Source organism: Paractinoplanes ferrugineus (genome assembly GCF_016862195.1).
Taxonomy (GTDB): Bacteria; Actinomycetota; Actinomycetes; order Mycobacteriales; family Micromonosporaceae; genus Actinoplanes; species Actinoplanes ferrugineus.
The window spans coordinates 44,579-70,798 of record NZ_BOMM01000051.1 but is presented as its reverse complement, the minus strand read 5'-3'; the positions used below and the strand labels follow the sequence as shown (position 1 = coordinate 70,798).

Here is a 26,220-nt window from a genome sequence, read left to right as displayed (position 1 = left end):
AGTGCACACCGCGGTCCGCACACTGTGGTCCGCGGCCACGCCGGCCTCGTCGAACGGCCGGTTACCCAGGACCGGGGCCATCGCCAACGGTGGCGTCCCGGCCCTCGTAAGCCTGTCTCGACCCGCATACCGAGGCGCGTGAGCAGGAGCACCGGGAACCGTCCGAGTCCATGCGCACCACCACGGAATCCTTGGGGACGCTGTGCGCGACTACCCGACCGTCGCCTTCGGGTGTCGTCACTCGTGAACCGACAGCAGGGGCGGATTCCGCAAAGCGGACGTACAGCGGGTGCTCGTACTTCAGGCAACACATGAGACGGCCGCAGGCGCCGGAGATGCGCAGTGGGTTGAGCGGCAGGTCCTGGTCCTTGGCCATCCGGATGGTCACCGGCTCGAAGTCGGTGAGGAACGTGGCGCAGCACAGGTCGCGCCCGCACGAGCCGATGCCGCCCTGCACGCGGGCCGAGTCACGCGCCGAGAGTTGCCGCAGCTCGACCCGGCAATGCAGGGTGGCGCCGAGGTCGCGCACCAGCGAGCGGAAGTCGACCCGGTGCGGCGCGGTGAAGTAGATCGTGGTGCGTGGACCGCCGGACCCGGCCTGGTCGAGCACGTGATCGACAGCGACGACCTTCATCGGCAGCTCGTGCGCCTTGATCAGTTTCTTGGCCGCCACCTTGGCCTCGGCCTTGCGTTTACGGAGCAGCTCGTCCCGGCGCAGATCGTCGTCGCCGGCCAGGCCCGCGACCTTGGGGAAAGCGGACGTGTCCTCGCTCACCCACTGCGCTGCCCAGACGCACTCCGCCACCTCGGGGCCGTCGTCGGTGGGCACCAGCACGCGGTCGCCGACCTGTGGCGAGAACTCACCCGGATCGAGGTAGTAGAGGCGTCCGTACCGGTTGAAGCTGACCGCGCACAGCATGCCCATGGCGACCACACTACGACGCCCGACGGGCCGTACCAAATGCCGGTTTTGGGCTACCCGGTGGGGTTGTTGGATAGATGTGACGCAACCGCCCAGATAGACCTTCGTTGTGCAGACCCGTAGAGGTCGCCACATCGTGCAACATCTCGGGAGGAAACACCCATGACGCCCGGAAGATCGCTGGCTGCCAGCGTCGTCGCACTCGGATTCGCCGGAACGATCGCCGCCCCGTTGCCCGCCAACGCGGCGCCCTTGCCCTGTGCGCAATCCAATAACTACGCGGCACAGTCCGGCGCCGAGGCGCTCCGAATCGACAAGCTCGAGATCCATTCGGGCGACCGGGGCGACGGACGCCCAGTGATCAAAGACAAGTCCAAGCAGGGTACGGGCGGGAAGAGCGCCGCCGATGGAATCCTACGTTCCGGCGCCACCAGCATCGACCCGACCACTGACAGCGACGAGGGCGCCGACACGATAAGTGAGGGCATCGGCGTCCTGGGCGAGACCGCCCTCGGCTCGGTGGACCCGAGGACCAAGTCCGGCCCCGGCGCGGAACCTTCCCGTGGCGGCCGAGGCGGTGGCGGCGAGGCCGACCAGGACACCCCCGCCGACGAAGGGAAAGCCGCCCACAAGACCACCGGCCACGGGACGGCCGGTGGGGAGCGGGCCGGCGACGAGTCCGACAGTGGTGCGAGGGACGACGACGAGACCGCCGGTGGCGAAGGCGACCCGGTCTCCGGTCGCGCCGGTGCCGGTAGCAAGGGCGCTGACAGCAAGGATGCCGGTGGAAAGGCCGGCGCCAAGTCGGCCCGGGCGAAGACGGTCGTCGTGCGCGGGGTCGGGGTCGGTGAGGCGCGAGCGGCGCTCATCGGGCCGGCCGAGGTGAAGTCGGCGGCCGTCGCGCGCATTCTCGACGGCAAGGCCGACGGAAAGCCGTCGTGGATCAAGCCGGTGACCCAGCAGGCGCCGCCGTCGCACGACAAGGCCGACGCCCGCAGCGTCGGTGGTGGGAAGGTGGGACCGCTCGAGATCGGCTCCGGCGAGATCTCGGCCCATGCGAAGTGGGACGACGGATGGGTGTGCGGCGAGTCGTCCGGGGAGGCGGCGCGTTCGCAATCGGCGGTTCGCGGGGCGGCCATTCTGGACGGGGCGCTCCTTCGCGTACCGGAGAAGCTCGCCGGATTGAGCACGACGGCGCTGGAGGGACGCGGCAAGTCCGTGCAGTCGGTGGCCTCGGCCACCGTGACCGCCGGGCGGATCGAGCTGGCCGGCGGCCGGGTGAAGGTGCGCGTGTTGCGGGCGCCGTCGCTGGTGGCGAGCATGTCCTGGGCCGAAGGCGGCGAGGTCAAATACGCGCCGGCGCTGATCGAGGTGTCCGGGGACGGGATTCCGACGAAGCGGCTGTCGGCGGCCGGTGAGTCAGCCGAGTTCACGCTGCAGCCGGACCGGCGCGCGTCCGAGGGCGGGTTGCTCGATCTCGGACCGGGCAGCCTCGACTCCGGGTCGGAGCTTGCGCTGCCGCGCGTCCCCGGCGTGCCGGACGTGGCCGTGCCACCCGCCATCGGTGACAAGTCGGCCGACTCGGCGCCGCCGGCCGGTTCGATGTCGGTCCGCGTCGCCCTCGGTGAGGTGCGCAAGGAGAAGACCGGACAGGCCGTCGCGGCGCGCGCGACCGCCGTTTCCGTTTCGGTCGAGCAGACCGGCGGAAAGAACAAGTCGGATCGGGAGAAGCCCGGCCATGGTGGTAGTTACCAGGGCGGATTCAGTTCGGTCTCGCTCGATCTGGCTCTCGGCCTGATGGAGGCCGCCGCTGTGGCACCGGAGCGGGAAGCTCCCGGTCGGCCCGTCGGCGGAGGTGGTGGCCTGCCGATCACCGGTCCGCAGGTGAGCGGTGTGGTCGTCGGTGGTGCGACGTTGCTGGCCACCGGCGTGCTCGCGGTCGTGTTCGGCGTGCGTCGCCGTCGGACTCGCCAGTAGCATCCCGCATCGTTCTGGAACACGACTGGCTGGATGGACAAATGTCGATCCCCTGACGGCCGGGGCGAGGGCGACCGGTCGTGTCGTCCTGGTCCACCGAGCGTCCGGAAGAGGCCGCCGGGGCAAGACATTCGTCGATCGAAGGCGCAGAGTAAGCGGCACACCTGCGGGGGGTGCAGGCGGACGCGGCGTCGCATTCGGAGTTGTTCTTCGAATCCGGCGCCGCGCCCATATCTACCGTCACATCGGGACGGGGGTGCCCAGATCGATGGAGCCCTGCAGCAGTTCGTCGGCGTCGGCGTAGTTGTCGGCGATCGTGCGCAGCACCTGGGCGGCCACCGTGGCCGCGGCGCCGGTCTCGGCCACGGTCGGTGGCGAGCCCAGCCCGGCCGCCAGGGTCAGCGCCTCGCCCGACGAGAGCATCTCGGCAAGCGTCCCGGCGAGGTCGGACCGGGACTTGGTCATCCAATCGGTGAGGGCCTGAGCCAGGTCGGCAGTCGCCTCGAGCCGCTCGTCGAGACTCTCGTCGTCACCGCTCAGCCGGTCGGCGACGCGTCGGCGGGCCGTCTCGTAGGCATCCGCCGCATCGCCCGTCCAGTCTCCGGCGGCCGGCAGGTCGATGGCCGCCTCGGCGCAGGTCCGAGCCTCGGCCCGCAGTTCGTCGACGGCATCGTCGAACGCCGCCGGCCGCAGACCGGCCACCGCCCGCGCCGCGTCCCCCGGCAGCAGCCGCACCCGGCGCAGTTCACGCCACACCTCATGACCCTCCGGCGCCCCGGCCGTCTCGAGCAGATCATCGACCCGGTCGAGCAGCGGCACGCAGGCGCTGAGCACCTCGTCGAGCCGATCCATCACACCTCCCACGCGACCCGGCGCCCCTTCGCGTCGTGCCGTCCCATCAGAGCTTCCCGTCGGTTCGGCACCGGACTGAGCCGCCCGGTCGGGCTACCGCTCCGCTCCGCGCCGTGCTGCTTCATCACATCTCTCGGGCGAGGCGGCGTCCGGCCGCCTCGTCGGTCTCGGAATAGTCGCGGGCGGTGGACCGCACGGCGTTCGCCGCGTCGGCCAGCCGGGCGGCGAGCCGGCCCGCCTCCTGGGCTCGCGAATCGAGCACGGCGGCCCAGCGGGCATGCAGTTGCCGCCCGAGGCGGCCGGGCACGCCGGAGTCGTCGGCGGCGAACGCGTCGGCTCCGACGGCCCGGGACGGCATGCGCCGGTCGACCGCCGCGAGCGTGTCGGCGGCTCGGTCGAGCCGCTCGGCGAGGTGCTCCATCTCAATCCTCTCCCAGCCGGTGTTGCCTGCCGAAAACCTCGCCCCGCAGCTTTTCCCGAGCCCAGCGGGCCGCGTCGGCGGCCGTCGTGACGACGGCCTTGATCTCCCGGGCGAACTCGGCCGGGTTGCGGTGGTGCAATGGGCCGTGGATGCGTACGTCGGTGATGGCGCCCGCCGCGGTGACGACGATCTCGATGGAGTTGTCCGGTGAATGCACCGACACGGAATGCGAAGCCACCGCCTTGTCGAACTCGTCGCGCAACCGCTCCAGGCTTTGATAACGCTCGATGGCATCGTCGATCCACGCCTCGTCGATCTCACGCGCCATGCCCCACGCTCCTCACCGCGCGTCAGCGCCCCGTCGCGTTCCGGCACCAGACCGTACCCGCTGGTGTCACTCGTTCGCTACGGCCAGTTGTCCCCTGTGGATAACTCGTACGACGCGGGTGTCTTGTCGGAGGGGAGCAATACCATTCACGGCGTGAGTGACGTCTTCGCTGACCTGGTGGGCCAGGACGAGCCGGTGGAAACACTGCGCCGAGCCGCGGCCGCCGCGGCCCGTGTCGTTGCCGGCGGGGAGGTGGCGGCCGGCGCGATGACCCATGCCTGGATCTTCACCGGACCGCCCGGCTCGGGCCGGTCGGTGGCGGCCCGAGCCTTCGCGGCCGCGCTCGAGTGCGAGCGCGACGGGGTCGGCTGCGGTGACTGCCACGGCTGCCACACCGCCCTCGGGGCGACCCATGCCGACGTGCGGTTCGTGGTGCCCGAGGGCTTGTCCATCGGCGTCAACGAGATGCGCACGCTGGTACTGCGCGCGGCCAGTGCCCCGTCCGGCGGGCGGTGGCAGGTGGTCGTCATCGAAGACGCCGACCGCCTCACCGAGCAGGCCGGCAACGCGCTGCTCAAGGCGATCGAGGAGCCGCCGCCGCGCACCGTGTTCCTGCTCTGCACGCCCTCCACCCATCCTGACGACATCTCGGTGACGATCCGCTCCCGCTGCCGGGTGATCGCCCTGCGCCAGCCGCCGGCGGCGGCGGTCGCCGAGGTGCTCGCCCGCCGCGACGGCGTCGCCCCCGACGTGGCGGCGTGGGCCGCGGCGGCCGCCCAGGGACACGTGGGCCGGGCGAAACGGCTCGCCGGCGACGCCGAGGCCCGGGTGCGCCGCGAGGCCGTCCTCGCCGTGCCGAGGCGGCTCACCGGGGTGGGTGCTTGCTACGAGGCGGCGTCTTCCCTGATCAAGGCGGCCGAGGCGGAGGCGGGCGAATCGTTCGCCGAGGCCGACGCGGCCGAGCGGGCCGCCCTCGAGCAGGCGCTGGGAGCCGGTGGCACGGGCCGAGGCGCGGCCGGTGCCATGCGTGGCGCCGCGGGCCAGATCAAAGAGCTGGAGAAACGGCAGAAGTCGCGGGCCACCAGGTCGAAGCGTGATGCCCTCGACCGGGCTCTTGTCGACCTGGCCGGGTTCTATCGGGATGTCCTGGTGACGACGCTGCGCGCGCCGGTCTCGGTGGTGCACACGGATGTGGCGGCCCAGTCCGCCGCGGCAGCCGGCAAGTGGCCGGCCGAGAGCACCCTGCGCCGCCTGGAGGCCGTGCTGGCCTGCCGCGACGCCATCGACCAGAACGTCAAGCCGGACATCGCGGTCGAAGCGATGATGCTGACTCTGTGGCGAGGCTGACGAACCTCCGTGGCGAAAGACGAACGCGCCGCTGACCCGAGGATCAGCGGCGCGTGCGAAAGACGTCAGTGGGCGAAGCGTTCGACCAGGGCCTCGCAGAAGGCCGGGAGATCGTCGGGCTTGCGGCTCGTCACCAGGCGGTCGTCGACGAAGACCTGCTCGTCGACCCACGTGGCGCCGGCGTTGGACAGATCGGTGCGCAGACTCGGCCAGCTCGTCAGGGTCCGGCCGTTGACCACGCCCGCCTCGATCAGCGTCCACGGCCCGTGACAGATGGCCGCTACCGGCTTGTCGGCGGTGAAGAAGTCCCGGACGAAGTTGACCGCGTCGACGTCCGCTCGCAAGAAGTCGGGGTTCGCCACGCCGCCCGGCAGCACCAGCGCGTCGTAGTCGGCGGCATCGGCCTCGCGGACCGTACGGTCCACCCGGTAAGTACCGGCCTTGTCCATGTGGTTGACGGCCTGGATCTCGCCGTCCTTGAGAGAGATGAGTTCCGCTGTCCCGCCGGCCGCTTCCACCGCCTTGCGCGGCTCGGTGTATTCCACCTCTTCCACGCCGTCGGTTGCCAGGAATGCCACCCGTTTGCCTTGCAGTTGCGCGCTCATCGTGATCGCTCCCTTCCTGTTCGAACGGTTCCCGGAAGGGCCGCCCGCAAACGCTTTCGAAGCGATGTGGGCGAGACCGCAAAAAGCACGTGGCGCACGAACCGGGGTTCGTGCGCCACGTGACTTCGAATCGTCCGTACGTTTAATAGCCTCGGTTTCCGACGGCGGCCCGAGCGAATGCCGGGGTTCGGCCGTTGGCGAGCTCGCCGCCGAACCAGGCGCCGAAACCGGCGACCGCGAGGGCGAGCAGTTCGATGAGGAACAAGCCGAGTCCGGCGCCGCGATTGGGGGTGCCGACCCGGACCATGAGGATCACGGCGAACAGGAAAAGCACGCCCATGTTCAGCAGGGCGCGCAGCACGCCGATGCGCTTGGCGGTCGGCCGGCGCACCAGCGCGGTGTCGACCGCGCCGGCCAGCATGGCCAGGAAGCCGCCGATGAGGCCGGCGACGATGTTCCAGTAGCCGAGTGTGCCGAGGATGCCGGGGCCGCCGGCAAGGCTCGCCAGATCGAAGATCGCGGCCATCGTGAACAGTCCCAGCGGGAACATCACGAGGATCGGTTGCACCGCTTGACCGGCGATGCTCAGGCGGCTCTCCATGCGGTCAACGCCCTTCCTACCTGCGAATATCGAGGATTCGTCGTGGTTGGTCACCGATGGCCTACCCGGGACGTACATGAATGAAACGCCGCACGACGCCCGTGGTGACGGACGGCACCAGACCTACCTGGCCTGCATGCAATCTGCAACGTGGCAGGTTGAACAGTGGCGAAGTGCTGGGTGGCATGTTCTACTTGTTGACAAGGGCGAAGTTCGGAAGAGGGATTCAGTCCAGAAGAGGAATCCAGGCAGCGGCACCCGGCGGCAACCGGGTGCCGTTGTCGCCTCCAAGCTTCGGTCTCACCTCGGATCGAGGTGGCACGAGCGAGGCGGGGAACATTTTCTGCGCCAATGGTGGCTCGCCTTTCCCGCTTCTCGCAAGGGTGAGGAGGAGGGAGTTCGTCATGCGTCTCTACTACCGTGGGCGCGAAGCTGTGGTGACCAGCGAACTCTTCGTTCGGCGGCAAACGTCGCCGCGGCAGTTCGCGATCCGCGAGTTGCAGAACGTCCGCATCGCCGTCCCGGGTGGGCTTGTCGAAGCACTCTTCCGCTCCCAGTTGAGCACACGGGAGTGGGCACTGTGGGCGGATTACCGAGGCCGGCCCGTGGCCCTCTACAGCTCGCCCGACGAGCGGGTGTTCAACCAGGTGGTGCGAGCCCTGCGGCGGGCCCTGGAAGAGGTCGAGCCATGGGATCTGCAGGCGGCCTGAGCAGCGAAGATGCAGATGGCGAACATGCAATGTGCCAACTAGCTGGTTGAGGGGTAGCCAGCCGACAGTTAGCGATGGATACTCGAAAACAGACAGTCCGGAGGGCGGAAGGTCGAAGGGGAGCATCCACAGCGGCACTTGGCGGCAACCAAGTGCCGCTCTTCCTTCTCCGTCGACATCGGGCCGGCTCTGGGGTCGGGAATCTCGCGACCCTTTCCCTTCTCGCGCTACGTGCCGGGGGAGCGGACATGCGGGTGTTCTACCGAGGCCATGAGGCGATCATCACCGAGCACCAATTCCTGTGGCTGACCGGCACTCTCCGGTCGTTCGACATCGTCCAACTGCGCCGGGTTCGAGTGATCCGGCGCAATGTGAAAATCGCCGGTCCCCGCACCGGGGTCGTCGCCTCGGCGGTCATGGCGGCGGCCGGCATCGGCGTCAGTGCGTTGTTCGTCGACGCCCTTGCGGTCCGGCTTGCCCTCGCCGGCGTGGCGGTCCTCCTGCTGGCGTCGGCCACCTTCCGGAGGCGGGCGGTGCCCTGCTGGGAGATCCGCGCGATGCTCCACGGGCGCGAGACGACGATCTACTCCACCCGCGACATCACAACGTTCAACCAGGTCAAACGCGGTCTGTCGAGGGCTCTGGAAAACGCTGCGACGGTTCGTGGCCGGCCCCGAGCAGCGGCGGCCTGAACGGCGATCAGGAGAGATCAGGTCGTAACTTGTCTCGTTTTGGGAAACACCGGGTAAGCGCTTCGTGGTTTTGGTAGGACAGTGGATAGCATGATGCCACCTCGCCGTCTGCGGCATGGCAGCCAGCGAGGTGGCCCCTGCTTTTGAAGTAGCTCGAGTTTCTGAAGTAGCTCGAGTTTCTGAAGTAGCCGGAGTTGTTGAAGTGGCGCATGACTTCGATGCGCGCAACTGTGACGCGACACTGACTTTTAAGGACTGACCAGACACCGTGGCCGAGGACGTCTCGCCTACCATCGCGCGTCGCCACGTGCGACTCGCGCTGCGTGACGCCCGGGAGAAGGCGAAACTGACTCAGCCGCAGGTCGCGGAAGCGATGGAGTGGTCGCTCAGCAAAGTCATTCGGATCGAGAACGGCGACGTCAGCATCGCGCCCAACGATCTTAAGCCGCTGTTGACGTTCCTCAATGTCAAGGATCGGACACTCGTCACCGAGTTGCTGGCCCTTGCCAAGATTGCCCGCACCCGGCAGCGCACGGCGTGGTACCAGCAGCCGGGGATGCGCGATCATCTGACCGACGCGATGCTGCGCCTCATCGAGTACGAAGCCGAAGCCGTCGAGATCAGGTACTACCAGGTCTACTACTTCCCGGGATTGCTGCAGACGCCCGCGTACGGGCACGCCAACCTCGAGACCTACACCGACGACGACATAGCGGAGGAGACCCGGCGCATCCGGGTCGAGATCAGGCAGTTCCGCCGGGAAACGGTGCTGAGCCGGCTGGGCCACGGGCTGACGATCTACGCGTTGCTCGACGAATCGGTCTTCCGCCGGACGCTGGGTGTTCCCGAGGTATTCCTCGAGCAATTACGCGATTTCAACGACTTGGTCGTCGATGGCAAGATTAAACTACGGATGATTCCGTTCGATTTTGACTCGGCGGTGACCAACAACGCCACGTTCGACCTGCTGACCCTAAAGTCCGGGCGAGCCGAAGAGCGCAGCGAAGTTCTCTATCGGGAGACCGGATTGCAGGACGAGATCGTGGAGGACCATACGGTCCGGAAGCACCATGAGCGCTTCGATAAGATATGGAACGCTGCGGTTACCGAGGAAGACACGATCGACTTCATGGGTAACCGGATCAAGGACCTGGAAGCGCAGATCCGCCACAGGAAAAACCCGTAGATATCATCCGAGCCCGCAGACCGGTTCGGCTGCGGGCTCCTTTTTTGTGGAGAGACAATGGAGTCCAGCACGGTCAACTGGCGTAAGAGCAGCCGGTGCGCCAGCAATGCGTGTGTCGAGGTCGCCAAGGTGGACGGCGGCATCATGGTTCGTGACTCGAAGAACCCCGAGCGGACTCCGCTGGTGTTCACCCCGGAAGAATGGTCGGCCTTCGTCGAGGGCGTCAACCAGGGAGAGTTCAGCTTTTGACAGCGGCGCCGGCCTCGCGCTCCGAGTTGCCCCGATCTGCTGTCCCTCGGTGTCAGCTCACGGCGTGAGGCCATGCGTCCTGCCGTACACGTTATATAAAGGATTTAAGCGACTTAAAGTCAGCGGACAACGGCCTATTTTCGGTGATGAATGCCGCAATTTGTCGTGTTTCACTCATCTCATCTCCTCCCCGCCCTACTGCGGCTCCCTTACCGTGGATGACGGGAACCGTCACGGAGGTGCAGGACATTGATGAAGTTGACGGAGAACTTGCGATGGCGACGATCATCACGCTGCGCGAACAACACGTGCGTGGAGATCGCCACGGTGGGTGAGACCCACCTCGTACGCGATGCGAAGGACCCCGACGGTGCGGTCCTCTCGGTCGACGCGGCCGGTTGGGCGGCGTTCGTCTCGGCGGTGAAAGCCGGCAAATTCGACGCCTGAGCCGTTCATCATCCGCCAACCTCGGCCGTCATCCCGGTCTCCGGAGGCCGGCGACGGCATAATCGGCCAGGTGAGGGCCGACCCGCACGACACCGATATCAGCCGTTTCATGGCGCTGCACGACGAGGCCGAGGCACTGCTCGACAGCCTCGACAAGCAGTTCATGGTGGAACGGCGGGAGAGCAAAGAGCTGCTCGGGCCCAGCGAGGCCCTGGTGCGGATGGTGCGGCTCATCCCTCGCACGCCGGCGGCCGGGCCGCTGGCCGTGGCGTTCACTGATTTCCCGGGGCTCATGGTGCGCCTCGGACGGTGGTGGGCCGAAGCGCTGCCCGCCTGCGGATGCGACGACTGCGGCGAAGACCCTCATGACCTTGCCGACGTCCTGCGTACGCAGGTGGGCGCGCTCGTCGAGGGCGGGCTCTGGGAACGGGTGCGGCGCGGGGTGGGCGGCTCGTGGTTCGAGACCCGGCTGATCGGGGTCGGCATCAGCGCGCGCCGCGAAGGACCGCTGACCACGCGAGACTCCCGCGAGGCCCGACGCAGCGGATTCGCCGCGCCCGTGCAATGGGCGCCCTGGCCGCGTCGGTCCTGACCAGCGCCGCGAGTTGCGCCGGAGACCTGTCCGACGTCGTGGGCTGCGCCGGAGCTAGCTGAGGAGGCGGACGGCTGCGCCGATGCCGGGTCGGTGGACGACGTCGGCCATCGCCAGTTCGCCGCGGCAGAACATCTGGAACGCGCGCCAGCCCAAAGGCAACGCCATCGCCGCGTGCACCAGGAGCGGGCGCCGGGAGAAGGCGCTCAGCATCCGGCGGCCGGCCACCATCTCCGGGACCAACTCGGCGGCGATCCGGCGTTCGTACTCGGCGAGGTCGTTCTTGGCCGCCGCCGAACCCGCCCAGGTTCCGGAACGCAGGGCGAAGCTGATGCCCTCACGCGTCCAGGGTTCGAGCAGGCCGGCCGCGTCGCCGGCGACGATCACCCGGCCGTTGCGCAGCGGCGAGTCCGGGCGCCGGCAGCGGGTGAGGTGGCCGGAGTCGCGGACGACCTTGCGGTCGGTGAGGCCGAGCTGGGCCAGGAAGTCCTGAAGGTACTGCTTGGTCTCGGCACCATGGCCCTTCGTCATGATCACCCCGACGGTGAGTTCGTCGTCCTTCGGGAAGACCCAGCCGTAGGAGCCGGGGAAGGGGCCCCAGTCGAGCAGGACGCGGCCGCGCCAGTTTTCCCGGTCGGTCGCAGTGGCGGCGATCTCCACCTCCAGGCCCAGGTCCTGCTGGTCGAGGGTCACGCCGACATGGCGGGAGGTGACACTGGCCGAACCGTCGGCACCGATGACGCTGCGTGCCACGATCTCGGTGCCGTCGCTCAACGTGATGGTGACCGCATCGTCGTTCTGTGTCACCGCGCGAACCTGGGCGTTCTGCCGGACGGTGGCACCGGCCGCAACCGCCGCTTCGAACCAGGCATGGTCGAAATCGTCACGGCGGACCATGGTGAGCAGCGGGCGCCGGCGCGCGTGGCGGGTGAAGCCGAGCCGGCCCGACCTGGTGAAGGTGACCGCGTTGATCGTGTCGCGGCCGGGCACCTGGATGTGCGACTCGGCGATGCTCAGCGACGTGCCGATCAGACCGCCGCCGCAGGTCTTGTAGCGCGGGTGGGTGGCGCGTTCGAGCGCGATCGTGCGGGCGCCGGCTTCCGCCGCGGCGCGGGCGGCGGCGAGTCCGGCCGGGCCGGCCCCGATCACGGCTACATCCCAGGGCGGCTCTTCGATCACGAGCGGAGTTTAGACCTCACCTTTGTGTACGATCGTACATATGGAGACTCGGACCATGCGGGAGCGGATGCTCGCCGGTGAGCTTTACCTCGCTGACGACCCGGAGATCGTCCGCGACTCGGAACGCGCCATGGCGTTGACCCACCGTCTCAACACGGCCGACCCGAACGACCACGCGTTGCGACGTGAGCTGCTCACCGACCTGCTCGGCGCGTTCGGTGAGAACAGTGAGATCCGTCCGCCGTTTCGTTGCGACTACGGCTATCAGACGTTCGTCGGCGCGCGAACCTTCGCGAACTTCGGGCTGATCAGCCTCGACGTGGCCCGCGTCACGATCGGCGGTGACGTGCAGATCGGCCCCAACGTGCAGTTGCTCACGGCGCTGCATCCGGTCGCCGCCGGCCTGCGCCGGGACAAGTGGGAGGCCGCCAAACCGATCACCATCGGCGACAACGTGTGGCTCGGCGGCGGTGTCATCGTCCTGCCCGGCGTGACGATCGGTGCCAACACAGTGGTCGGTGCCGGCGCGGTGGTCACCAAGGATCTGCCCCCGAACGTGGTCGCGGTCGGCAACCCGGCCCGGGTGATCCGGGCGGTCGAGCCGTGACCTCCGGCGTCCCGGTCGCGCGGGCGCCACGTCGCTACGACCCGGAGCGCAAGAGCCGCATCGTCGACGCAGCCCTTGAGGTGATCGCCGAGCACGGCGTCGCCGGCACCACGAGCCGGCGCATCGCGGCCGCCGCCGACGTGCCGCTCGGCTCGATCACCTACCACTTCACCGGCCAGGACGAACTGCTGTCGCAGGCCTTCAGCAGGCATGCCGAACGGATGTCGCCGCTCTACGAGGCGCACTTCGACGGCGTGACCGGACTGCCGAGCTTCGCCGACGCGGTGACCGACCTGATCCACGGCGATGCCGGCGCCCCACCCAGCGACTGGGTGGTCGCGTACGAGCTCTATCTCTCCGCCCTGCGCCACCCGGCCTTGCGCAACGTGACCGAGGCCTGGATGCGCCGGTCACGCGCAGTGCTGGAACGGTTTGTCGATCCGGTGACCGCGCGCGGCGTCGACGCCCTCATCGAGGGACTTGTCATGCACCTCACGCTGTCCACCGCCACGTTCGATCGTGCCGACACCCGGGCGATGGTCGGCCGGCTCATCGGCCTGCCGGCCGCGTCGGCGTAGCCGAGCCCCTGGCGCACTGCTTCCCATGCCGGTCACCCGGCTCCCGATCCGAGCCCGGCGGTCGGGCCGGCCGTGGATGAAAGGGCCGGTCTGGGATGAAAGGGCCGGTCTGGGATGAAAGGCTGACTGGGGGATGAAGGGCCGACTGTGGATAACGGGCGGCGGGCGGGGCCGGCGGTCGCTATCGTGCCGCCATGGTGGACCTGCGCGAGCGATTCGTGGCCTCCGGGCCGCTCCGGATCTGGACCGAGCGGATCGGGGACCCCGGCCTTCCCGCGGTGCTGATGATCATGGGGCAGGCCGCCCAGGGCGTCTTCTGTCCGGATGCGATGGTCGAGCGGCTTGTCGCGCGGGGCGTCCAGGTGATCCGGTTCGATCATCGGGACACCGGCCGGTCCAGCGTCGTCGACTTCGATGCCGACCCGTACACGATCGGTGAGATGGCTCGTGATTGCCTTGCCGTGCTCGACGGCTATGGGCTGGACTCCGCTCATGTGGCGGGAACCTCCCTCGGCGGCATGATCGCGCAATGGCTGGCCGTGCACGCGCCCGACCGGGTCCGGTCGCTCACTGTGATGTCCAGCACGCCGATGGGGCACGATGCGCGGCCGGTCTGGGCCCGGGCGTGGGCCGGTGAGCCGGCCGACCCGGACGAACTGCCGCCGCCGTCGCCGGCCTTTTTCGCGCATCTGGCCGCCGGGTTGCCGCCGGGGGAGGAGTCCGATGTGGCCCTGTTCCGCATCTTCAACGGGCCGGTCCGGCCGTTCGACGAACCGGCCGTCCGGGCGATGCTCGAGCTGGCATCGGCGCGGACCTCCGATCCGGGGGCCGCGGCCAACCACGGCCGGGCGGCCTGGGCGGAGGCCCCTGAGCTGCTGGCCCCGTTGGCATCGATCACCGCACCGACCTCGATCGTGCACGGCGACCAGGATCCGGTCTTTCCGCTCGCGCACGGCGAGGCGTTGGCGGCCGCGATCCCGGGCGCGACCCTGCGGGTCGTGCCCGGAATGGGGCACATCTGGACGTCGTCCGAGCTGGCCGAGGAGGTCGCCGACCTGATCCGGCTGTGACGCGGTCAGCTGTTCGCGGCCAGGTACGCCTCGTCGGCGGCCTTCTTCAGGGCCAGGCCGTCCCGTCCGTTGTAGCGCACGAAACGCGGGAGAGCCGCGGCCATGACGGCGCAGCCGGCGACACACAGGATGCCGCCCAGCCAGATCGAACCGGTCACGCCCAGGCGGCTTCTCGCCATCAGGCCCGAACGCAGCTGGCCCAGCAGCGGGCCGGTCGTGTAGGAGAGCATCTCGATGCCGGCCAGGCGGCCGCGCAGGTGGTCGGGGATGGTCTGGCTCCACATCACGGAGCGGAAGATGCCCGAGATCATGTCGGCGGCACCGGCGAAGGCCAGGCAGAACAGCGTCAGCCAGAGGGTGTCCGACAGGCCGACGCCGATGATCCCCACGCCCCAGAAGGCGGCCGCGATCAGTACCAGCAAGCCGTCCCGGTGGACCCGGCCGGTCCAGCTCGACGTCACGGTGGCGATCATCGAGCCGGCCGCCGGGGCGGCGTACAGCAGGCCGAGGATCTTCGGGCCGCCCAGTTGGGTGGCCAGGAACGGGAACAGGGCCTGCGGCATGCCGAAGAACATGGCGTTGATGTCGACCAGATAGGTGCCGAGCAGCTCGGGGCGGGACTTCGCGTAGCGCAGGCCGGTGATCACCGAGTTGATCGACGGGCGATCGGCCGACGGCGGGGGCGGGACCGCGCGCACCAGCGTCAGGCAGGTCAGTGACACCGCGAAGGTGAGCAGGTCGAACGCGTACACCCAGGCCAGGTCGACCGCCGAGATGAGCAGGCCGGCCAGGGCCGGACCGCCCAGCTGGGCGAACTGGAAGCCGAGCGAGTTGATCGCCATGACGGCCGGCAGCTCGGCCGGCTCGACCAGGCGGGGGATCATCGCCTCCAGCGCCGGGCGCTGGAGGCCATCGACGGTCGCGGCCAGCGCGGCGAGCACGTAGAGCAACCACAGGTGGGGCTCGTCACCCAGAGCGTTGATGAGCAGCACTCCGGTGAGTGCGGCCAGCGCGAACTCGCCCCCGCGCACCAGCAGGCGGCGATCCACGTAGTCGGCGAGCGCGCCACCGACGAACGCCATCACGAGCAGCGGCACCAGCTCGCACACCCCGAGCAGGCCGACCATCAGCGGGTCGTCGGTGAGCTTGGCGACCTGGTACGGGATGGTGACGTAAGTGATGAACGATCCGAAACCGGAGATCGTGCCACCGGCGAAGACGAGCCGGAAATCCCGGTGCCGCAGGGGACTGAGATCCATCCCCAAGCGCTTGCGCTTGCTCACGAGCGGCGACGCTACTTGAGCACGAGGCGCCCGGTCTCCTGAAATAGCTGAAGGTCACGGAGAGATTCGGCGATCACGAGCGACTTCTCGGCGCCGCCGGGCAGCTGATCGAGCGCGAAGAAGCCGGCGTCGACCGACTCGTCGGTCTGGCGCAGCAGCTCACCTTCCCAGGTGTCGATCCGGAAGCTCATCAGGACCTGCTGGTAGGTGTGCCCGTAATCGTTGGTGTACGTGTACGCCGTGTAGAACGCGAACGGGGTGAGCGAGGTGGCCCGCAGCCCGGTCTCCTCCCACACCTCCCGGATCGCACACTCCTCCATGCTTTCGCCCAACTCCATCGCGCCGGCCGGGATCGCCCACCGATGGTTGTCGGACCGCTGGATCAGCAGCAATCGGCCCTGGTCGTCGAAGAGCACACCGCGCGCGCCCACGAAGAGGATGGTCTCGGCGTCGCCGACGCTCGCCCGCACCTTGCCGAGATAAGACTCTGCCCACGTCAATGCCACGGGGCAACTCTAGTCAGGCGGACTTCTTGGCCGCCTTCTTGGCCGGTGCGGCCTTCTTCGTGGCGGAAGTGGCGGACGCGGCCTTCTTCGCCGGGGCGGCCTTCTTGGCGGGAGCGGCCTTCTTGGTGGGGGCGGACTTCTTGGCCGGAGTCGGCTCGCCGGTCTCGCCGCGCGCCTTCTTGGCCCGCTCCACCGACGCCTTGAGCGCGGCCATCAGGTCGATCGCCGCCGCCGGCGCCTCCTCGGCCTCCTCCGGCTGGACGATCTCGCGACCCTCGACCTTGGCGTCGATGACCTCCTGCAACGCGGTCCGGTAGTTGTCGGTGAACTCCTCCGGCTTGAAACTGCCGGCCATCGAGTCGATGAGCGAGCTCGCCATGGCCAGTTCGGCCGGCCGGGCCTCGACGTCGTCGTCCAGGAAGCCGAACTCGGGGGTGCGCACCTCGTCGGGCCACAGCATGGTGTTGAGCACCAGCACGTCGTCGTGCACGCGCAAGGTGGCGAGCTGTTCCCGCTGGCGAATGGCGATCTTGACGATGGCCACCCGGTCGGCGTCGCGCAGGGCGTCCCGAAGCAGCACGTACGGTTTGGCGGCCTGCCCTTCCGGCTCGAGGTAGTAAGCCTTGGCGAACAGGATCGGGTCGATGTCCTCGGCCGGAACGAACTGCAGCACGTCGATCGCCCGGGACGTGGTCAGCGGCAGGTCGGCGAAGTCCTCGTCGGTGAGGATCACCATCTCGCCGCCGCCGATGTCGTAACCCTTGGCGATGTCGTCGTAGCTGACCACCTCGCCGTCGACCGAGCAGGTGCGCTGGTATTTGATCCGGCCGCCGTCGGTGCGGTGCACCTGGTGGAACCGGATGTCCTTCTCCTCCGTGGCGGAGTAGAGCTTCACGGCGATCGACACCAGGCCGAACGAGACCGCGCCCTTCCAGATCGCGCGCATGACGAATATCCCCTCGTAGACTCGATCAGGATGGCATTTGTGAGACGCCTGCGTAAGGTGTTCCGTCCTGCCTAAGGTGATCGTGTGCCCGGTGCGCCGCTCTCCCCGATGCTCGCCACCGCCGGTGCGCTGCCGGTCGGGCCGGAGTGGAGCTACGAGTTCAAGTGGGACGGGGTGCGTGTGCTGGCCCTGTTCGGCGGTGGCCCGCCCGCCCTGTTCGCGCGCTCGGGGGCGGTGGTGACCTCGGCGTACCCGGAGATCGCCGACCTGCACCTGCCGGAGGGCACGCTGCTCGACGGCGAGATGGTGGTGCTGGACGCGGCCGGGCGGCCCTCGTTCACCGCGCTGGCCGAGCGCATGCACGTGCGGGACCACACCCGGGCAGCGCGCTTGGCGATCACCGCGCCGGTCACGTACATGGTCTTCGACTTGCTCTATCACGACGGTGACGACTACACCGGGCTGCCCTATCTGGCCCGGCGGGAACGGCTCGAGGAGTTGGGGCTGGCCGGTCCGCGGTGGATGGTGCCGCCCTCGTTCGGCGACGGGCCGGCCACCGCGTCGGCGGCCCGGGAGAACAGTCTCGAGGGTGTGGTCGCCAAGCGCAGCGACTCGGTGTACCTGCCGGGGACCCGCTCGCCCGACTGGATAAAGGTCAAGTTCGATCGGACCGGCGACTACGTGATCGGCGGCTGGCGGGCCGGGGTGCGCAAACTCGGCGGTCTGCTGGTGGGGATGCCGGGCCCGGACGGTCTGATCTTCCGCGGCCGGGTCGGCGGCGGCATCGGCGCGGTGTCCGAGAAGGAACTGCTCTGCGCGCTGGAGCCGCTGGCCCGCAAGACCTCCCCGTTCGCGCCCGGCGCCGTCCCGCGGGAGGATTCGAGGGGCGCGCACTGGGTAGATCCGCAGCTGGTGGTCGAGGTGCGCTACGGCAACCGGACCCCGGACGGCCGGTTGCGCTTCCCGCGGTTCCTGCGGATCCGCGACGACAAGAGCCCGGCCGAGTGCGCGGAGGAGGACGAGGATGTCTCCTGACCGGTTCCCCGTCTCGATCGAGGGCCGTGATCTGGAGCTCTCCAACCTCGACAAGATCTTGTTCCCGGCCGCCGGATTCACCAAGGGCGAGGTGATCGACTACTACACCCGGGTGGCGCCGGTGCTCCTGCCGCACCTGGCCGGGCGGGCCGTCACCCGGATCCGCTACCCCAACGGGGTCGACGGCGTGCACTTCTTCGAGAAGAACAAGCCGGGGGGTACGCCGGAATGGGTGCGCCTGGCGACGCTGCCGGTGCCGGGGTCCACCAAGAGCCGCGAGACGATCGACTTCGTGGTGGTGGACGACCTGCCGACCCTCGTCTGGCTGGCCAACCTGGCGGCGCTGGAGCTGCACACTCCGCAGTGGCGGATCGGGGCCGACCCGGATCTGCTGGTGGTCGACCTCGACCCGGGCCCGCCGGCCGGGCTGCGGGAGTGCTCCGCGGTGGCGGTGCTGATGCGGGACCGGCTGGCGGTGGACGGGGTGGCGGCGTACCCGAAGACGTCCGGCAAGAAGGGCATGCAACTGTGCTGCCCGGTCTCCGGGACGCAGGATGCCGAGCTGGTCACCGCGTACGCCAGGAAGGTCGCCGAGGAGCTGGCGGCGATGGTCCCGGGCTCGATCACCGCGAAGATGGCGAAAGCCGTCCGGCCGGGCAAGATCTTCATCGACTGGAGCCAGAACGCCGCGGCGAAGACGACCGTCACACCCTATTCGCTGCGGGCGCAGGAGCATCCGACCGTGTCGACGCCGCTCACCTGGGACGAGGTCGAAGCGGTCGGCACCGGCGCCGCCGAGCCGCACCACTACCGCCCGTACGAGGTTCTCGACCGCATCGACGAGCATGGTGACCTGCTGAACGAGCTGCTGGTTCAGGGCCCGGAGCTGCCGACTTCCTGATCGACCCCCCGGAGGCGATCTCGTGTATGGACCTACCTTGCATCGCAAGGTACTGTGTCTCGCATGGCAGAACTGGCGACCAGCCTCCGCCGCGGGACCTTGGAGTTCTGCGTGCTGGCCATGGTCGAGCACGAGCATCGCTACGGCACCGAGATAGTCCGCCGCTTCGGCGAGGAGCCCAATCTCGCGGCCAGCGAGGGCACCATTTATCCGCTGCTGTCCCGCCTGCGCCGGGTGGGCTGGCTCGACAGCAAGTGGGCCGAGTCGCCGGCCGGGCCGCCCCGGCGCTACTACGCGCTCACCACCGACGGGCGCACCGCGCTCGAGCACTTCCGCACCGAATGGGTTTCGTTCCGTCAGACCGTCGACCGTCTCGTGGGGACCGGTGAAGCAGCATGACCACCAAGAACACCGACGTCGTCGCGGAGTACCTGCACGAGGTAGACGTCCGGCTGGCCGGACTCCCCGTGCTGCAGCGCCGCGAACTGCTCGCCGACCTGGCCGCGCACATCGCCAGCGAGCGGGCCGAGCGCAACCTGCAGAGTGAGGGTGAGCTGATCGAGGTGCTCGAGCGGCTCGGCACCCCCGACGTGGTGGCGGCCGCCGCGCACGAGGAGTTCGGGCCGGCCCCGGCGGCCCCGGCCAAGCGGAGATTCAGCTGGCAGTGGTTGCTCGCCGGGGCCGTCGGGTTGCTGCTCGTGCTCTTCTTCTGCGCGTTCGCCTTCTTCGCGCAATCGTCGACCCACGAGGTCCCGGCTCCGTCGGCGGCGACCTCCGGTCCCTAGTCGATCTGCGGGAGCGGCGGGCCGAGCACGTCGTCGGCGTCCACGATGGTGTACGCGTAGCCCTGCTCGGCCAGGAAACGCTGCCGATGCGCGGCGTACTCGGTGTCGATCGTGTCGCGGGACACGACCGTGTAGAAGTGCGCCTGCCGCCCGTCCGCCTTGGGGCGCAGCACCCGGCCGAGCCGCTGCGCCTCCTCCTGCCGCGAGCCGAACGTGCCGGACACCTGGATCGCCACCGCCGCCTCGGGCAGGTCGATCGAGAAGTTGCCGACCTTGGACAGCACCAGAGTCTTCAGCGAGCCCGCCCGGAACGCGTCGAACAGCCGTTCCCGCTCCTTGTTGGTGGTCGACCCCTCGACGATCGGGGCGTCCAGGTATTCCCCGAGGGTGTGCAACTGGTCGAGGAAGCCGCCGATGACCAGCACCTGCTCGTCGGGGTGCTTGTCGACCAGGGCCTTCACCACGGGCAGTTTGGTGCGCGCGGTGGCGGCGGCTTTGTAACGCTCCTCGGCGTCGGTCACCGCGTACGTCATCCGCTCCGCCTCGGTGAGGGTGACCCGCACCTCGACGCACTCGGCCGGCGCGATCCAGCCCTGCGCCTCGATGTCCTTCCAGGGCGCGTCGTAGCGCTTGGGACCGATGAGGGAGAAGACGTCGCCCTCGCGGCCGTCCTCGCGCACCAGGGTCGCGGTGAGGCCGAGCCGGCGGCGGGCCTGCAGGTCGGCGGTGAACCGGAAGATCGGCGCCGGCAGCAGGTGGACCTCGTCGTAGACGACCAGGCCCCAGTCGCGGGCGCCGAACAGGTCGAGGTGGGTGAACGCGCCGCCGCGCCGGGAGGTCAGCACCTGGTAGGTCGCGATGGTGACCGGGCGGATCTCCTTGCGCTCGCCGCTGTATTCGCCGATCTCCTCCTCGGTGAGCGAGGTGCGGGCGATCAGCTCCCGCTTCCACTGCCGGCCGGCCACCGTGTTGGTCACCAGGATCAGCGTGGTGGCCTTGGCGGTCGCCATCGCGGCCGCCCCGACGAGCGTCTTGCCGGCGCCGCACGGGAGCACGACCACGCCGGAGCCACCGGCCCAGAAGCCGTCGACTGCCTCCTGCTGGTATGACCGCAGCGTCCAGCCGTTCTCGGCGAGGGAGATCTCATGCGCCTCGCCGTCGACGTAACCGGCCAGGTCCTCGGCCGGCCAGCCCAGCTTGAGCAGCGCCTGCTTGAGGCGGCCACGCTCGGACGGGTGCACCACGATGGTCTCGTCGTCGAGGCGGGCGCCGAGCATGCCGGCCAGCTTCTTCGACTTGGCCACCTCGACCAGCACGATCTTGTCGAGGCCGCGCAGCACGAGGCCGTTGGCCGGGTCGTTGACCAGTTGCAGGCGGCCGTAGCGGTCCATCGTCTCGGCCACGTCGACCAGCAGCGCGTTGGGCACCGGGTAGCGGGAGAACTTGATCAACGAGTCGACCACGCTCTCGGCGTCGTGCCCGGCGGCCCGCGCGTTCCACAGACCGAGCGGCGTCAACCGGTAGGTGTGCACGTGCTCCGGCGAACGTTCCAGCTCGGCGAACGGCGCGATGGCCATGCGGCACGCCTTCGCGTCCGGATGATCAACCTCCAGCAGCAGCGTCTTGTCCGACTGCACGATCAGTGGTCCGTCGCTCACCGGAAATCCCCCTTTTGAAGCCGACCCTCCAGTTTGCCACGGCAGCCGGCTCATTCCTCGTCGGTGACCGCCGCGGTGATCCGGTGCAGGGCGAACGTGTGCAGCGTCTCGGTCCGCTCGTCCTCGGCGCGCAGGTAGCCGGCGCTCAACGACACCGGGCGTACCAGCCGCGACAGGGTGGCGCCGTGCGAGTCGACATAACCGACCCACACCCGCGCCTTGTCGCGGACCGCCTGCTGGAGCACCGCCATCGCCTCGCCGTGCCGCTGCACCGAGGTGAGACCGGTCACGCTCTGCCCATTGGCGGCGCGCACGGTGACGGGCGCGCGGCGAGCCGCGCGGGTGGCGATGTCGCCCCGGCGCAATTGCTCGACCACCCCGGCGAGACGAGGTCCGGCGAGGACCGGGGGCCCGGCCTGCTCGGCCGGTCGACCGGCCAGGGTGGTACGGGTGGGAGCCCGCCGGACCTTGGGCCGGGACAGCACGGCCGCACCGCCCGCGTCCTCGGCGACCGGGGCGAAACCGCCGTCGCGCAGTTGCGTCAGCAGCCGGGCCACCGGAAGCGGGCTGACCAGCACGGTCGGCGCGATCTGACGCAGCCCGAGCGGGGCGAGTCGCTTGTCCGCGAGCACCTCGGCGACCAGTGCCTCGTCGTCGCTGCGCAGGTAGGACCCGGCCGACCCGGCACGCAACCCACCGTGCCGGCGGGCGGCGTCGTCGATCATGTAGGTCAGGGTCTGCGGCACCGGCGTGCGCGACCGGCGCCGGAACAACGAGTGCAGGTCGGCCGCCGTGTAGCCGACGTCGAGGGCCCGCCGCACGCTGGCCGGGGTGACCCGGAAGACGCTGGCGCCACCGGCCGACTCCGGCTCGGCGATGACATCGAGCTCACCGGCCAACTCCGGCTCGGGTGGTCCGGGCACCACCACCGACAGGTCGGCCTGCAGCAGCACGTGCTCGACCGGGGCCGGGAGCAGCGCGTCCAGGATGCGTACCGCGTCATGCGGCGCCGCCGAGGCGGTCGCCCGCACGCCCAGCGGATCGTTCTCGTCGTCGTCCGGATCCTCGAGCAGCAACCTCGCGTACGACGTGAGCGCCCCGAGCGCGGTCACGCCGAGCAGGGCGGCCCCGGACAGCGCGTCCCGATGCGCCCCTTCCCGGCCGCGCGCGCGTCGGGGGGCCTGCCAGGCCAGCAGCTCGAGCACCTCGTCGACGGCCGGGGCGGTGCCCGCCTCGAGATCGGCGAGCACGAGCAGCGCCTCCCGGCGGGCCTGCGGCGCACCGGCCCGCTCCGCCTCCGGGGCGAGGGCGTTTATCGGCCGGTCCCGCTCGTCGCGGGCGCCGACCAGGCTCGGCTGCCGGCTCATCGACAGCCACGCTCGGGCCAGGGTGTGCCAGCGCTGAGCGATGCTGAGCGCCCGCCACAGGTCGAACGCGCCGGTCGGCAGGAAGATCTCGTCGGCCGCGCCGCCCGCCCGGCTCACCGTCACCGAGCGGGAGGTGCCGGTCGCGTCGGTCTCGCCGAGCAGGCCGGCGGTGTAGGTGATCTCGATGAGCAGCGCGGCGGCGACCTCGTCGAGGCCGGCCGCGCGGGCCAGCCGGCGCAGCTCCCGCACGCCGAGACCGCCGGCTCGCAGCACCGGTGCGGCCTCCGTGGCAAGGGCCTCGAGCAGCGCCTCGGCACTGCGGACGGCCTCCATCGTCTGCCCGGCGCCGGCCGAGTCCACCGCTTTCGGGTCCCGCGCCGACCCCTCCGGCAGCGGCGGGAACGGGCGCAGCTCGCCGAGCGGACCGGCCTCGCGGCGCAGCAGCATGCCGACCTCACGGGGCAGCTCGACCAGCTCGCCGTCGGCGTTCGGGGCCCGGCCGGCCTCCGAGATCGGCACCAGGATGTGCTGCTCGACCAGCCAGCGCACCGGCTCGGCCACGGTGTCGCGGGTCAGCGCACCGATCGGCGGTCCGGCGGCGAGCCGGTCGAGCACGGCGCGGGCCCCCGCCGGGGCGGCCAGCACGGTGCGGCGCAGCTTGGCCTTGTCGGCGCAGAGCGCGGCGGCCCGCGGGTCGAGGAAATCGGCGGGCCGGCCCAGACCGGCCGGGTAGGGCGAGGTGACCTCGTCGACGGCGCCCACGACGGCCATCGCCTCCGGCGGGCCGTGCAGCAGGAAACGGACGCGGAGCCGGTCGATCGCGACGCGTACGTCGTCGGCCGAGGTGCCGCCGGCCAGCTCGAGGATGGCGTCGACGGAGGTCAGGGCGGTGTCGGCGGAGCGGGTCAGCCGGGCCGCGTCGAGGATGCGCAGGGTGAACTCGTCGAGGCCGTCCAGGCAGCGGGCGACCGAGCCCCGGGACTGGGCGCGCACGGCCAGCGCCGAGATGTCGGCGGGCACGGGCACGACGAGGTCGGGGCGCAGCTGTACGAGCGCGCCCAGCGCCTCGTCAGTGAGCGACCGGAGTTGATCGGCGAATGTGGTGGCCATCGTGTTCAACGCTAGCCGCCGTGGGACGATATTGAAGTGTCCGGGCGAGGCGTCCGGCTCACTGAACACCTGAAGGGGAGATCCGTGGCCGCTCAGAACAAGATGCCGGGTACAGAGGTGCGTGGGGGTGCCGGGGCTCGGCGGGCGCAGTCGGTGTCGATGAAAGGCCACCTGAACGTCTCCGAGCTGATCTCGGATCGGGCCGCCGCTCCGTCGCCGTTCGGCGACGACCAGACTTTCCCGCTGCCCGTGGACAACCTGAACTACATCCCGTCGACACCCGCGTGACCGTACCCGCGGTTGGTTTCGATCTTGATATGACCTTGATCGACTCCCGGCCGGGGATCCGCGCCGCCTATCGGGCGCTGACCGCCAAGACCGGCGTCTTCGTCGACGCCGACCTGGCGGTCAGCCGGCTCGGGCCGCCGCTGCGCACCGAGCTGAGCGAATGGTTCCCGGCCGAGGACGTCGAAGAGGCGGTCACCACCTACCGGGACCTCTACCCGGATTACGCGATCACCCCGACCGTCCCCACGCCGGGCGCGATCGAGGCCTTGGCCGCCGTGCGAGCACACGGGCTGCGCGTGGTCGTGGTCACTTCGAAGCTGGGCCGGTTGGCCCGGATGCACTTCGATCACTTCGGCATCGTCGTCGACGAGTTGGCCGGCGACCTGTTCGCCGAGGGCAAAGCGGCGGCCCTGACCGAACACGGCGTGCGGTGGTATGTGGGCGATCACACGGCCGACATGGTCGCGGCCCGCACCGCCGGCGTCCCCGGAATCGGCGTCACCACCGGCCCCTGCGACGCGACGGACCTCCGTGCCGCTGGCGCTTCGTACGTCCTGCCCGACCTCGTCCCGTTTCCCGACCTGCTGACTGAGATTGCAGTTGGGCCGTAGTGCCCACCTTCAGTAGCCTTGGGTGAGCGGTTGTTTCCATTTGAGGGTTGTTCAGGGCCCACCTCGACCCGCGCGTAGCCGCACCGTTCGCGCCCAGGTCTCCATCGCCCTGAGTAATCCTCACCAGTGAAGTTGAGGTCAGCGGTGCCCACGGGTCGAGTGAAGTGGTACGACGCGGCGAAGGGATTCGGCTTCGTCACCAGCGATGAGGGTGGGGATGTCTTCCTGCCCAAGGGTGCGCTGCCGGACGGAACGGCCGAGTTGAAGTCCGGTCAACGAGTCGAGTTCGGTGTCGTGGACAGCCGTAAGGGCGCGCAGGCGATGGGCGTGAAGCTGCTCGACGCGCCGCCGTCCCTGGCGGAGCTGCGGCGGCGCCCGGCCGAAGAGCTGCACGGCATGATCGAAGACATGATCAAGGTGCTGGAGCAGCAGGTGCAGCCGGGGCTGTCCCGAGGTCGCCACCCCGACAAGAAGACCTCGGCAAAGATCGCGCAGCTGGTCCACGCGGTGGCGCGAGAGTTCGAGGCCTGATCAGAGGAACGGTTTGACCGACGGCGTGATACCCGCCGCCGCTGAACGCTGAAGCAGGGCGTCGGCGGCGGCGAGTCCGTCCCGGCCCAGTTCCAGGGTGAACTCGTTGACGTACAGATCGATGTGCTGCTGCACCACCTCGGGCTCCATCTCCTGGGCGTTGGCCAGGATGAACTCCTGACTGGCGGCCGGATTGGCCCAGGCCATGCTCACCGAGTTGCGGATCCACTCGGTCGCCTGTGCCGGGTCGACAGCGCCCTTGCGGGCCAGGATCGCACCGAGCGGGATCGGCAGGCCGGTGTCGCCCTCCCACCACTCGCCGAGATCGGCCAACGCGATCAGACCGAAACGCTGATAGGTGAACCGCGCCTCGTGGATGACCAGGCCGACGTCGTACCTCCCGTCGGCGACCCCCGGCATGATCTGGTGGAACGGAACCACCTCGATCTTGGCCGGCTGCTTGCCCTCGGCCCACAGGCGGAACAAGAGGTACGCCGTGGTGCGGTCACCCGGGACGGCCACCGTGGCTCCGGTGACCTCCTGCTCGGGGGTGCGGGCGAGCACGAGTGGGCCACACCCGCGGCCGAGCGCGCCGCCGGTCGGCAGCAACTCGTAGTCGTCGAGCAGCCAGGGCAGCGCCGCATAGCTGACCTTGACGAGGTCGAACTCGCCACGCTCGGCCGCTGTGTTGGTGACGTCCACATCAGCGAAGGTCAGGTTGACCTCGGGCGCGCCGTGCACAAGGCCGTGCACGAGGGCGTGGAAGACGAAGGTGTCGTTGGGACACGGCGAGACCGCGAGTGAAAGCGCCACGCTTGTCACGCTAGACCCGGAAC

The 26,220-nt window shown here is 69.5% G+C and carries 31 protein-coding genes; 18 read left to right on the top strand and 13 right to left on the bottom strand.

Annotated elements, in window-relative coordinates; translation table 11 throughout:
- Positions 1-61: 61 nt before the first annotated feature.
- Positions 62-925, bottom strand: a complete 864-nt coding sequence (locus tag Afe05nite_RS28690; RefSeq protein WP_203820350.1) for a PSP1 domain-containing protein — start codon at positions 923-925, stop codon at positions 62-64.
- Positions 926-1,084: 159 nt separating this feature from the next.
- Here Afe05nite_RS28690 and Afe05nite_RS28685 point away from each other — a divergent pair, with 159 nt between their 5' ends.
- The gene (locus tag Afe05nite_RS28685; protein WP_203820349.1) at positions 1,085-2,899 is read left to right on the top strand and encodes a hypothetical protein; all 1,815 of its coding nucleotides are present in this window, start codon (positions 1,085-1,087) and stop codon (positions 2,897-2,899) included.
- A gap of 240 nt (positions 2,900-3,139) precedes the next feature.
- Here the strand turns inward: Afe05nite_RS28685 and Afe05nite_RS28680 are convergent, their stop codons facing one another.
- From Afe05nite_RS28680 to Afe05nite_RS28670, 3 genes are all read right to left on the bottom strand, one after another.
- Positions 3,140-3,751 carry a hypothetical protein gene (locus tag Afe05nite_RS28680; RefSeq protein WP_203820348.1) on the bottom strand — a complete coding sequence of 204 codons (612 nt, stop codon included), beginning with the start codon at positions 3,749-3,751 and terminating at the stop codon, positions 3,140-3,142.
- Between the two features lie 124 nt (positions 3,752-3,875).
- On the bottom strand, positions 3,876-4,172 hold the full coding sequence (locus tag Afe05nite_RS28675) for a type VII secretion target (protein ID WP_203820347.1): 297 nt from the start codon (positions 4,170-4,172) through the stop codon (positions 3,876-3,878).
- Between the two features lies 1 nt (position 4,173).
- Positions 4,174-4,500, bottom strand: a complete 327-nt coding sequence (locus Afe05nite_RS28670; protein ID WP_203820346.1) for a YbaB/EbfC family nucleoid-associated protein — start codon at positions 4,498-4,500, stop codon at positions 4,174-4,176.
- A gap of 153 nt (positions 4,501-4,653) precedes the next feature.
- Between Afe05nite_RS28670 and Afe05nite_RS28665 the strand changes: the two genes are divergently transcribed.
- The gene (locus Afe05nite_RS28665; protein WP_203820345.1) at positions 4,654-5,847 is read left to right on the top strand and encodes a DNA polymerase III subunit delta'; all 1,194 of its coding nucleotides are present in this window, start codon (positions 4,654-4,656) and stop codon (positions 5,845-5,847) included.
- A 65-nt stretch (positions 5,848-5,912) separates the two neighbouring features.
- Here Afe05nite_RS28665 and Afe05nite_RS28660 read toward each other — a convergent pair whose 3' ends face one another.
- Together Afe05nite_RS28660 and Afe05nite_RS28655 are read right to left on the bottom strand one after the other, a co-directional pair.
- On the bottom strand, positions 5,913-6,452 hold the full coding sequence (locus tag Afe05nite_RS28660) for a type 1 glutamine amidotransferase domain-containing protein (RefSeq protein ID WP_203820344.1): 540 nt from the start codon (positions 6,450-6,452) through the stop codon (positions 5,913-5,915).
- Between the two features lie 142 nt (positions 6,453-6,594).
- Positions 6,595-7,053 (bottom strand): DUF2231 domain-containing protein, encoded by a 459-nt coding sequence (locus Afe05nite_RS28655; protein WP_203820343.1) that lies wholly within the window; start codon positions 7,051-7,053, stop codon positions 6,595-6,597.
- A 404-nt stretch (positions 7,054-7,457) separates the two neighbouring features.
- Here Afe05nite_RS28655 and Afe05nite_RS28650 point away from each other — a divergent pair, with 404 nt between their 5' ends.
- The 6 genes from Afe05nite_RS28650 to Afe05nite_RS28625 all read left to right on the top strand — a co-directional run bounded on the left by Afe05nite_RS28650 (position 7,458) and on the right by Afe05nite_RS28625 (position 10,929).
- Positions 7,458-7,763 carry a DUF6232 family protein gene (locus Afe05nite_RS28650; protein WP_203820342.1) on the top strand — a complete coding sequence of 102 codons (306 nt, stop codon included), beginning with the start codon at positions 7,458-7,460 and terminating at the stop codon, positions 7,761-7,763.
- A gap of 248 nt (positions 7,764-8,011) precedes the next feature.
- Entirely contained in the window at positions 8,012-8,455 is a 444-nt protein-coding gene (locus tag Afe05nite_RS28645; RefSeq protein ID WP_203820341.1) for a DUF6232 family protein, read from the top strand.
- 268 nt (positions 8,456-8,723) lie between these two features.
- On the top strand, positions 8,724-9,641 hold the full coding sequence (locus Afe05nite_RS28640; RefSeq protein ID WP_203820340.1) for a helix-turn-helix domain-containing protein: 918 nt from the start codon (positions 8,724-8,726) through the stop codon (positions 9,639-9,641).
- A gap of 57 nt (positions 9,642-9,698) precedes the next feature.
- Positions 9,699-9,890, top strand: coding sequence for a DUF397 domain-containing protein (locus Afe05nite_RS28635; protein WP_203820339.1), 192 nt, complete (start codon positions 9,699-9,701; stop codon positions 9,888-9,890).
- Positions 9,891-10,202: 312 nt separating this feature from the next.
- Positions 10,203-10,337, top strand: coding sequence for a DUF397 domain-containing protein (locus Afe05nite_RS28630; RefSeq protein WP_307835654.1), 135 nt, complete (start codon positions 10,203-10,205; stop codon positions 10,335-10,337).
- Positions 10,338-10,407: 70 nt separating this feature from the next.
- Positions 10,408-10,929: a DUF6226 family protein gene (locus Afe05nite_RS28625; protein ID WP_203820337.1), complete on the top strand. Its 522-nt coding sequence runs from the start codon at positions 10,408-10,410 to the stop codon at positions 10,927-10,929.
- A 54-nt stretch (positions 10,930-10,983) separates the two neighbouring features.
- Here the strand turns inward: Afe05nite_RS28625 and Afe05nite_RS28620 are convergent, their stop codons facing one another.
- On the bottom strand, positions 10,984-12,108 hold the full coding sequence (locus Afe05nite_RS28620; RefSeq protein ID WP_239118259.1) for a geranylgeranyl reductase family protein: 1,125 nt from the start codon (positions 12,106-12,108) through the stop codon (positions 10,984-10,986).
- Between the two features lie 40 nt (positions 12,109-12,148).
- Between Afe05nite_RS28620 and Afe05nite_RS28615 the strand changes: the two genes are divergently transcribed.
- The 3 genes from Afe05nite_RS28615 (at position 12,149) to Afe05nite_RS28605 (ending at position 14,363) form a co-directional block, all read left to right on the top strand.
- Positions 12,149-12,715: a sugar O-acetyltransferase gene (locus Afe05nite_RS28615; RefSeq protein WP_203820336.1), complete on the top strand. Its 567-nt coding sequence runs from the start codon at positions 12,149-12,151 to the stop codon at positions 12,713-12,715.
- Complete coding sequence (locus tag Afe05nite_RS28610; RefSeq protein WP_203820335.1) at positions 12,712-13,293, top strand: TetR/AcrR family transcriptional regulator; 582 nt, start codon at positions 12,712-12,714, stop codon at positions 13,291-13,293. Before Afe05nite_RS28615 ends, Afe05nite_RS28610 begins: the two co-directional genes overlap by 4 nt.
- A 194-nt stretch (positions 13,294-13,487) precedes the next feature.
- A complete protein-coding gene (locus Afe05nite_RS28605) occupies positions 13,488-14,363 on the top strand; it encodes an alpha/beta fold hydrolase (protein ID WP_203820334.1) in 876 nt (291 codons plus the stop codon).
- Positions 14,364-14,368: 5 nt separating this feature from the next.
- On the opposite strand, the gene Afe05nite_RS28600 is transcribed toward Afe05nite_RS28605, so the two are convergent.
- From Afe05nite_RS28600 to ku, 3 genes are read right to left on the bottom strand one after another with little or no spacing between them, the layout of a single operon-like run.
- The gene (locus Afe05nite_RS28600; RefSeq protein WP_307835653.1) at positions 14,369-15,646 is read right to left on the bottom strand and encodes an MFS transporter; all 1,278 of its coding nucleotides are present in this window, start codon (positions 15,644-15,646) and stop codon (positions 14,369-14,371) included.
- A gap of 11 nt (positions 15,647-15,657) precedes the next feature.
- On the bottom strand, positions 15,658-16,152 hold the full coding sequence (locus Afe05nite_RS28595; protein WP_203820333.1) for an NUDIX domain-containing protein: 495 nt from the start codon (positions 16,150-16,152) through the stop codon (positions 15,658-15,660).
- 13 nt (positions 16,153-16,165) lie between these two features.
- Positions 16,166-17,098, bottom strand: a complete 933-nt coding sequence (gene ku / locus Afe05nite_RS28590) for a non-homologous end joining protein Ku (protein WP_203820332.1) — start codon at positions 17,096-17,098, stop codon at positions 16,166-16,168.
- 84 nt (positions 17,099-17,182) lie between these two features.
- Between ku and ligD (Afe05nite_RS28585) the strand changes: the two genes are divergently transcribed.
- The 4 genes from ligD (Afe05nite_RS28585) to Afe05nite_RS28570 all read left to right on the top strand — a co-directional run bounded on the left by ligD (Afe05nite_RS28585) (position 17,183) and on the right by Afe05nite_RS28570 (position 19,819).
- Positions 17,183-18,133 (top strand): non-homologous end-joining DNA ligase, encoded by a 951-nt coding sequence (ligD, locus tag Afe05nite_RS28585; protein WP_203820331.1) that lies wholly within the window; start codon positions 17,183-17,185, stop codon positions 18,131-18,133.
- Positions 18,123-19,034 (top strand): non-homologous end-joining DNA ligase, encoded by a 912-nt coding sequence (gene ligD, locus Afe05nite_RS28580; protein WP_203820330.1) that lies wholly within the window; start codon positions 18,123-18,125, stop codon positions 19,032-19,034. The genes ligD (Afe05nite_RS28585) and ligD (Afe05nite_RS28580) overlap by 11 nt, the downstream gene beginning before the upstream one ends.
- A 63-nt stretch (positions 19,035-19,097) precedes the next feature.
- Positions 19,098-19,433 (top strand): PadR family transcriptional regulator, encoded by a 336-nt coding sequence (locus tag Afe05nite_RS28575; RefSeq protein WP_239118258.1) that lies wholly within the window; start codon positions 19,098-19,100, stop codon positions 19,431-19,433.
- On the top strand, positions 19,430-19,819 hold the full coding sequence (locus Afe05nite_RS28570) for an HAAS signaling domain-containing protein (RefSeq protein ID WP_203820328.1): 390 nt from the start codon (positions 19,430-19,432) through the stop codon (positions 19,817-19,819). The genes Afe05nite_RS28575 and Afe05nite_RS28570 overlap by 4 nt, the downstream gene beginning before the upstream one ends.
- On the opposite strand, the gene Afe05nite_RS28565 is transcribed toward Afe05nite_RS28570, so the two are convergent.
- A complete protein-coding gene (locus Afe05nite_RS28565; RefSeq protein ID WP_203820327.1) occupies positions 19,816-21,477 on the bottom strand; it encodes a DNA repair helicase XPB in 1,662 nt (553 codons plus the stop codon). The genes Afe05nite_RS28570 and Afe05nite_RS28565 overlap by 4 nt on opposite strands.
- A gap of 50 nt (positions 21,478-21,527) precedes the next feature.
- Entirely contained in the window at positions 21,528-23,954 is a 2,427-nt protein-coding gene (locus Afe05nite_RS28560; RefSeq protein WP_203820326.1) for a helicase-associated domain-containing protein, read from the bottom strand.
- Between the two features lie 84 nt (positions 23,955-24,038).
- Between Afe05nite_RS28560 and Afe05nite_RS28555 the strand changes: the two genes are divergently transcribed.
- The 3 genes from Afe05nite_RS28555 to Afe05nite_RS28545 all read left to right on the top strand — a co-directional run bounded on the left by Afe05nite_RS28555 (position 24,039) and on the right by Afe05nite_RS28545 (position 25,384).
- Complete coding sequence (locus Afe05nite_RS28555) at positions 24,039-24,242, top strand: hypothetical protein (protein ID WP_203820325.1); 204 nt, start codon at positions 24,039-24,041, stop codon at positions 24,240-24,242.
- Positions 24,239-24,853: an HAD family hydrolase gene (locus Afe05nite_RS28550; protein WP_275407517.1), complete on the top strand. Its 615-nt coding sequence runs from the start codon at positions 24,239-24,241 to the stop codon at positions 24,851-24,853. Before Afe05nite_RS28555 ends, Afe05nite_RS28550 begins: the two co-directional genes overlap by 4 nt.
- Before the next feature lie 144 nt (positions 24,854-24,997).
- Positions 24,998-25,384: a cold-shock protein gene (locus Afe05nite_RS28545; RefSeq protein ID WP_203820323.1), complete on the top strand. Its 387-nt coding sequence runs from the start codon at positions 24,998-25,000 to the stop codon at positions 25,382-25,384.
- Here Afe05nite_RS28545 and Afe05nite_RS28540 read toward each other — a convergent pair whose 3' ends face one another.
- A complete protein-coding gene (locus Afe05nite_RS28540) occupies positions 25,385-26,197 on the bottom strand; it encodes a 1,4-dihydroxy-6-naphtoate synthase (protein WP_203820322.1) in 813 nt (270 codons plus the stop codon).
- Positions 26,198-26,220 lie beyond the last annotated feature (23 nt).

Coding starts and splice junctions, on each gene's coding strand:
- Afe05nite_RS28685 (WP_203820349.1), top strand. CDS start 1,085: ATGACGCCCGGAAGATCGCTGGCTGCCAGCGTCGTCGCACTCGGATTC.
- Afe05nite_RS28635 (WP_203820339.1), top strand. CDS start 9,699: ATGGAGTCCAGCACGGTCAACTGGCGTAAGAGCAGCCGGTGCGCCAGC.
- ku (WP_203820332.1), bottom strand. CDS start 17,098: ATGCGCGCGATCTGGAAGGGCGCGGTCTCGTTCGGCCTGGTGTCGATC.
- Afe05nite_RS28575 (WP_239118258.1), top strand. CDS start 19,098: ATGGCAGAACTGGCGACCAGCCTCCGCCGCGGGACCTTGGAGTTCTGC.
- Afe05nite_RS28650 (WP_203820342.1), top strand. CDS start 7,458: ATGCGTCTCTACTACCGTGGGCGCGAAGCTGTGGTGACCAGCGAACTC.
- Afe05nite_RS28645 (WP_203820341.1), top strand. CDS start 8,012: ATGCGGGTGTTCTACCGAGGCCATGAGGCGATCATCACCGAGCACCAA.
- Afe05nite_RS28670 (WP_203820346.1), bottom strand. CDS start 4,500: ATGGCGCGTGAGATCGACGAGGCGTGGATCGACGATGCCATCGAGCGT.
- ligD (WP_203820330.1), top strand. CDS start 18,123: ATGTCTCCTGACCGGTTCCCCGTCTCGATCGAGGGCCGTGATCTGGAG.
- Afe05nite_RS28690 (WP_203820350.1), bottom strand. CDS start 925: ATGGGCATGCTGTGCGCGGTCAGCTTCAACCGGTACGGACGCCTCTAC.
- Afe05nite_RS28655 (WP_203820343.1), bottom strand. CDS start 7,053: ATGGAGAGCCGCCTGAGCATCGCCGGTCAAGCGGTGCAACCGATCCTC.
- Afe05nite_RS28605 (WP_203820334.1), top strand. CDS start 13,488: ATGGTGGACCTGCGCGAGCGATTCGTGGCCTCCGGGCCGCTCCGGATC.
- Afe05nite_RS28615 (WP_203820336.1), top strand. CDS start 12,149: ATGGAGACTCGGACCATGCGGGAGCGGATGCTCGCCGGTGAGCTTTAC.
- Afe05nite_RS28680 (WP_203820348.1), bottom strand. CDS start 3,751: ATGGATCGGCTCGACGAGGTGCTCAGCGCCTGCGTGCCGCTGCTCGAC.
- Afe05nite_RS28570 (WP_203820328.1), top strand. CDS start 19,430: ATGACCACCAAGAACACCGACGTCGTCGCGGAGTACCTGCACGAGGTA.
- Afe05nite_RS28675 (WP_203820347.1), bottom strand. CDS start 4,172: ATGGAGCACCTCGCCGAGCGGCTCGACCGAGCCGCCGACACGCTCGCG.
- Afe05nite_RS28660 (WP_203820344.1), bottom strand. CDS start 6,452: ATGAGCGCGCAACTGCAAGGCAAACGGGTGGCATTCCTGGCAACCGAC.
- Afe05nite_RS28560 (WP_203820326.1), bottom strand. CDS start 23,954: ATGGCCACCACATTCGCCGATCAACTCCGGTCGCTCACTGACGAGGCG.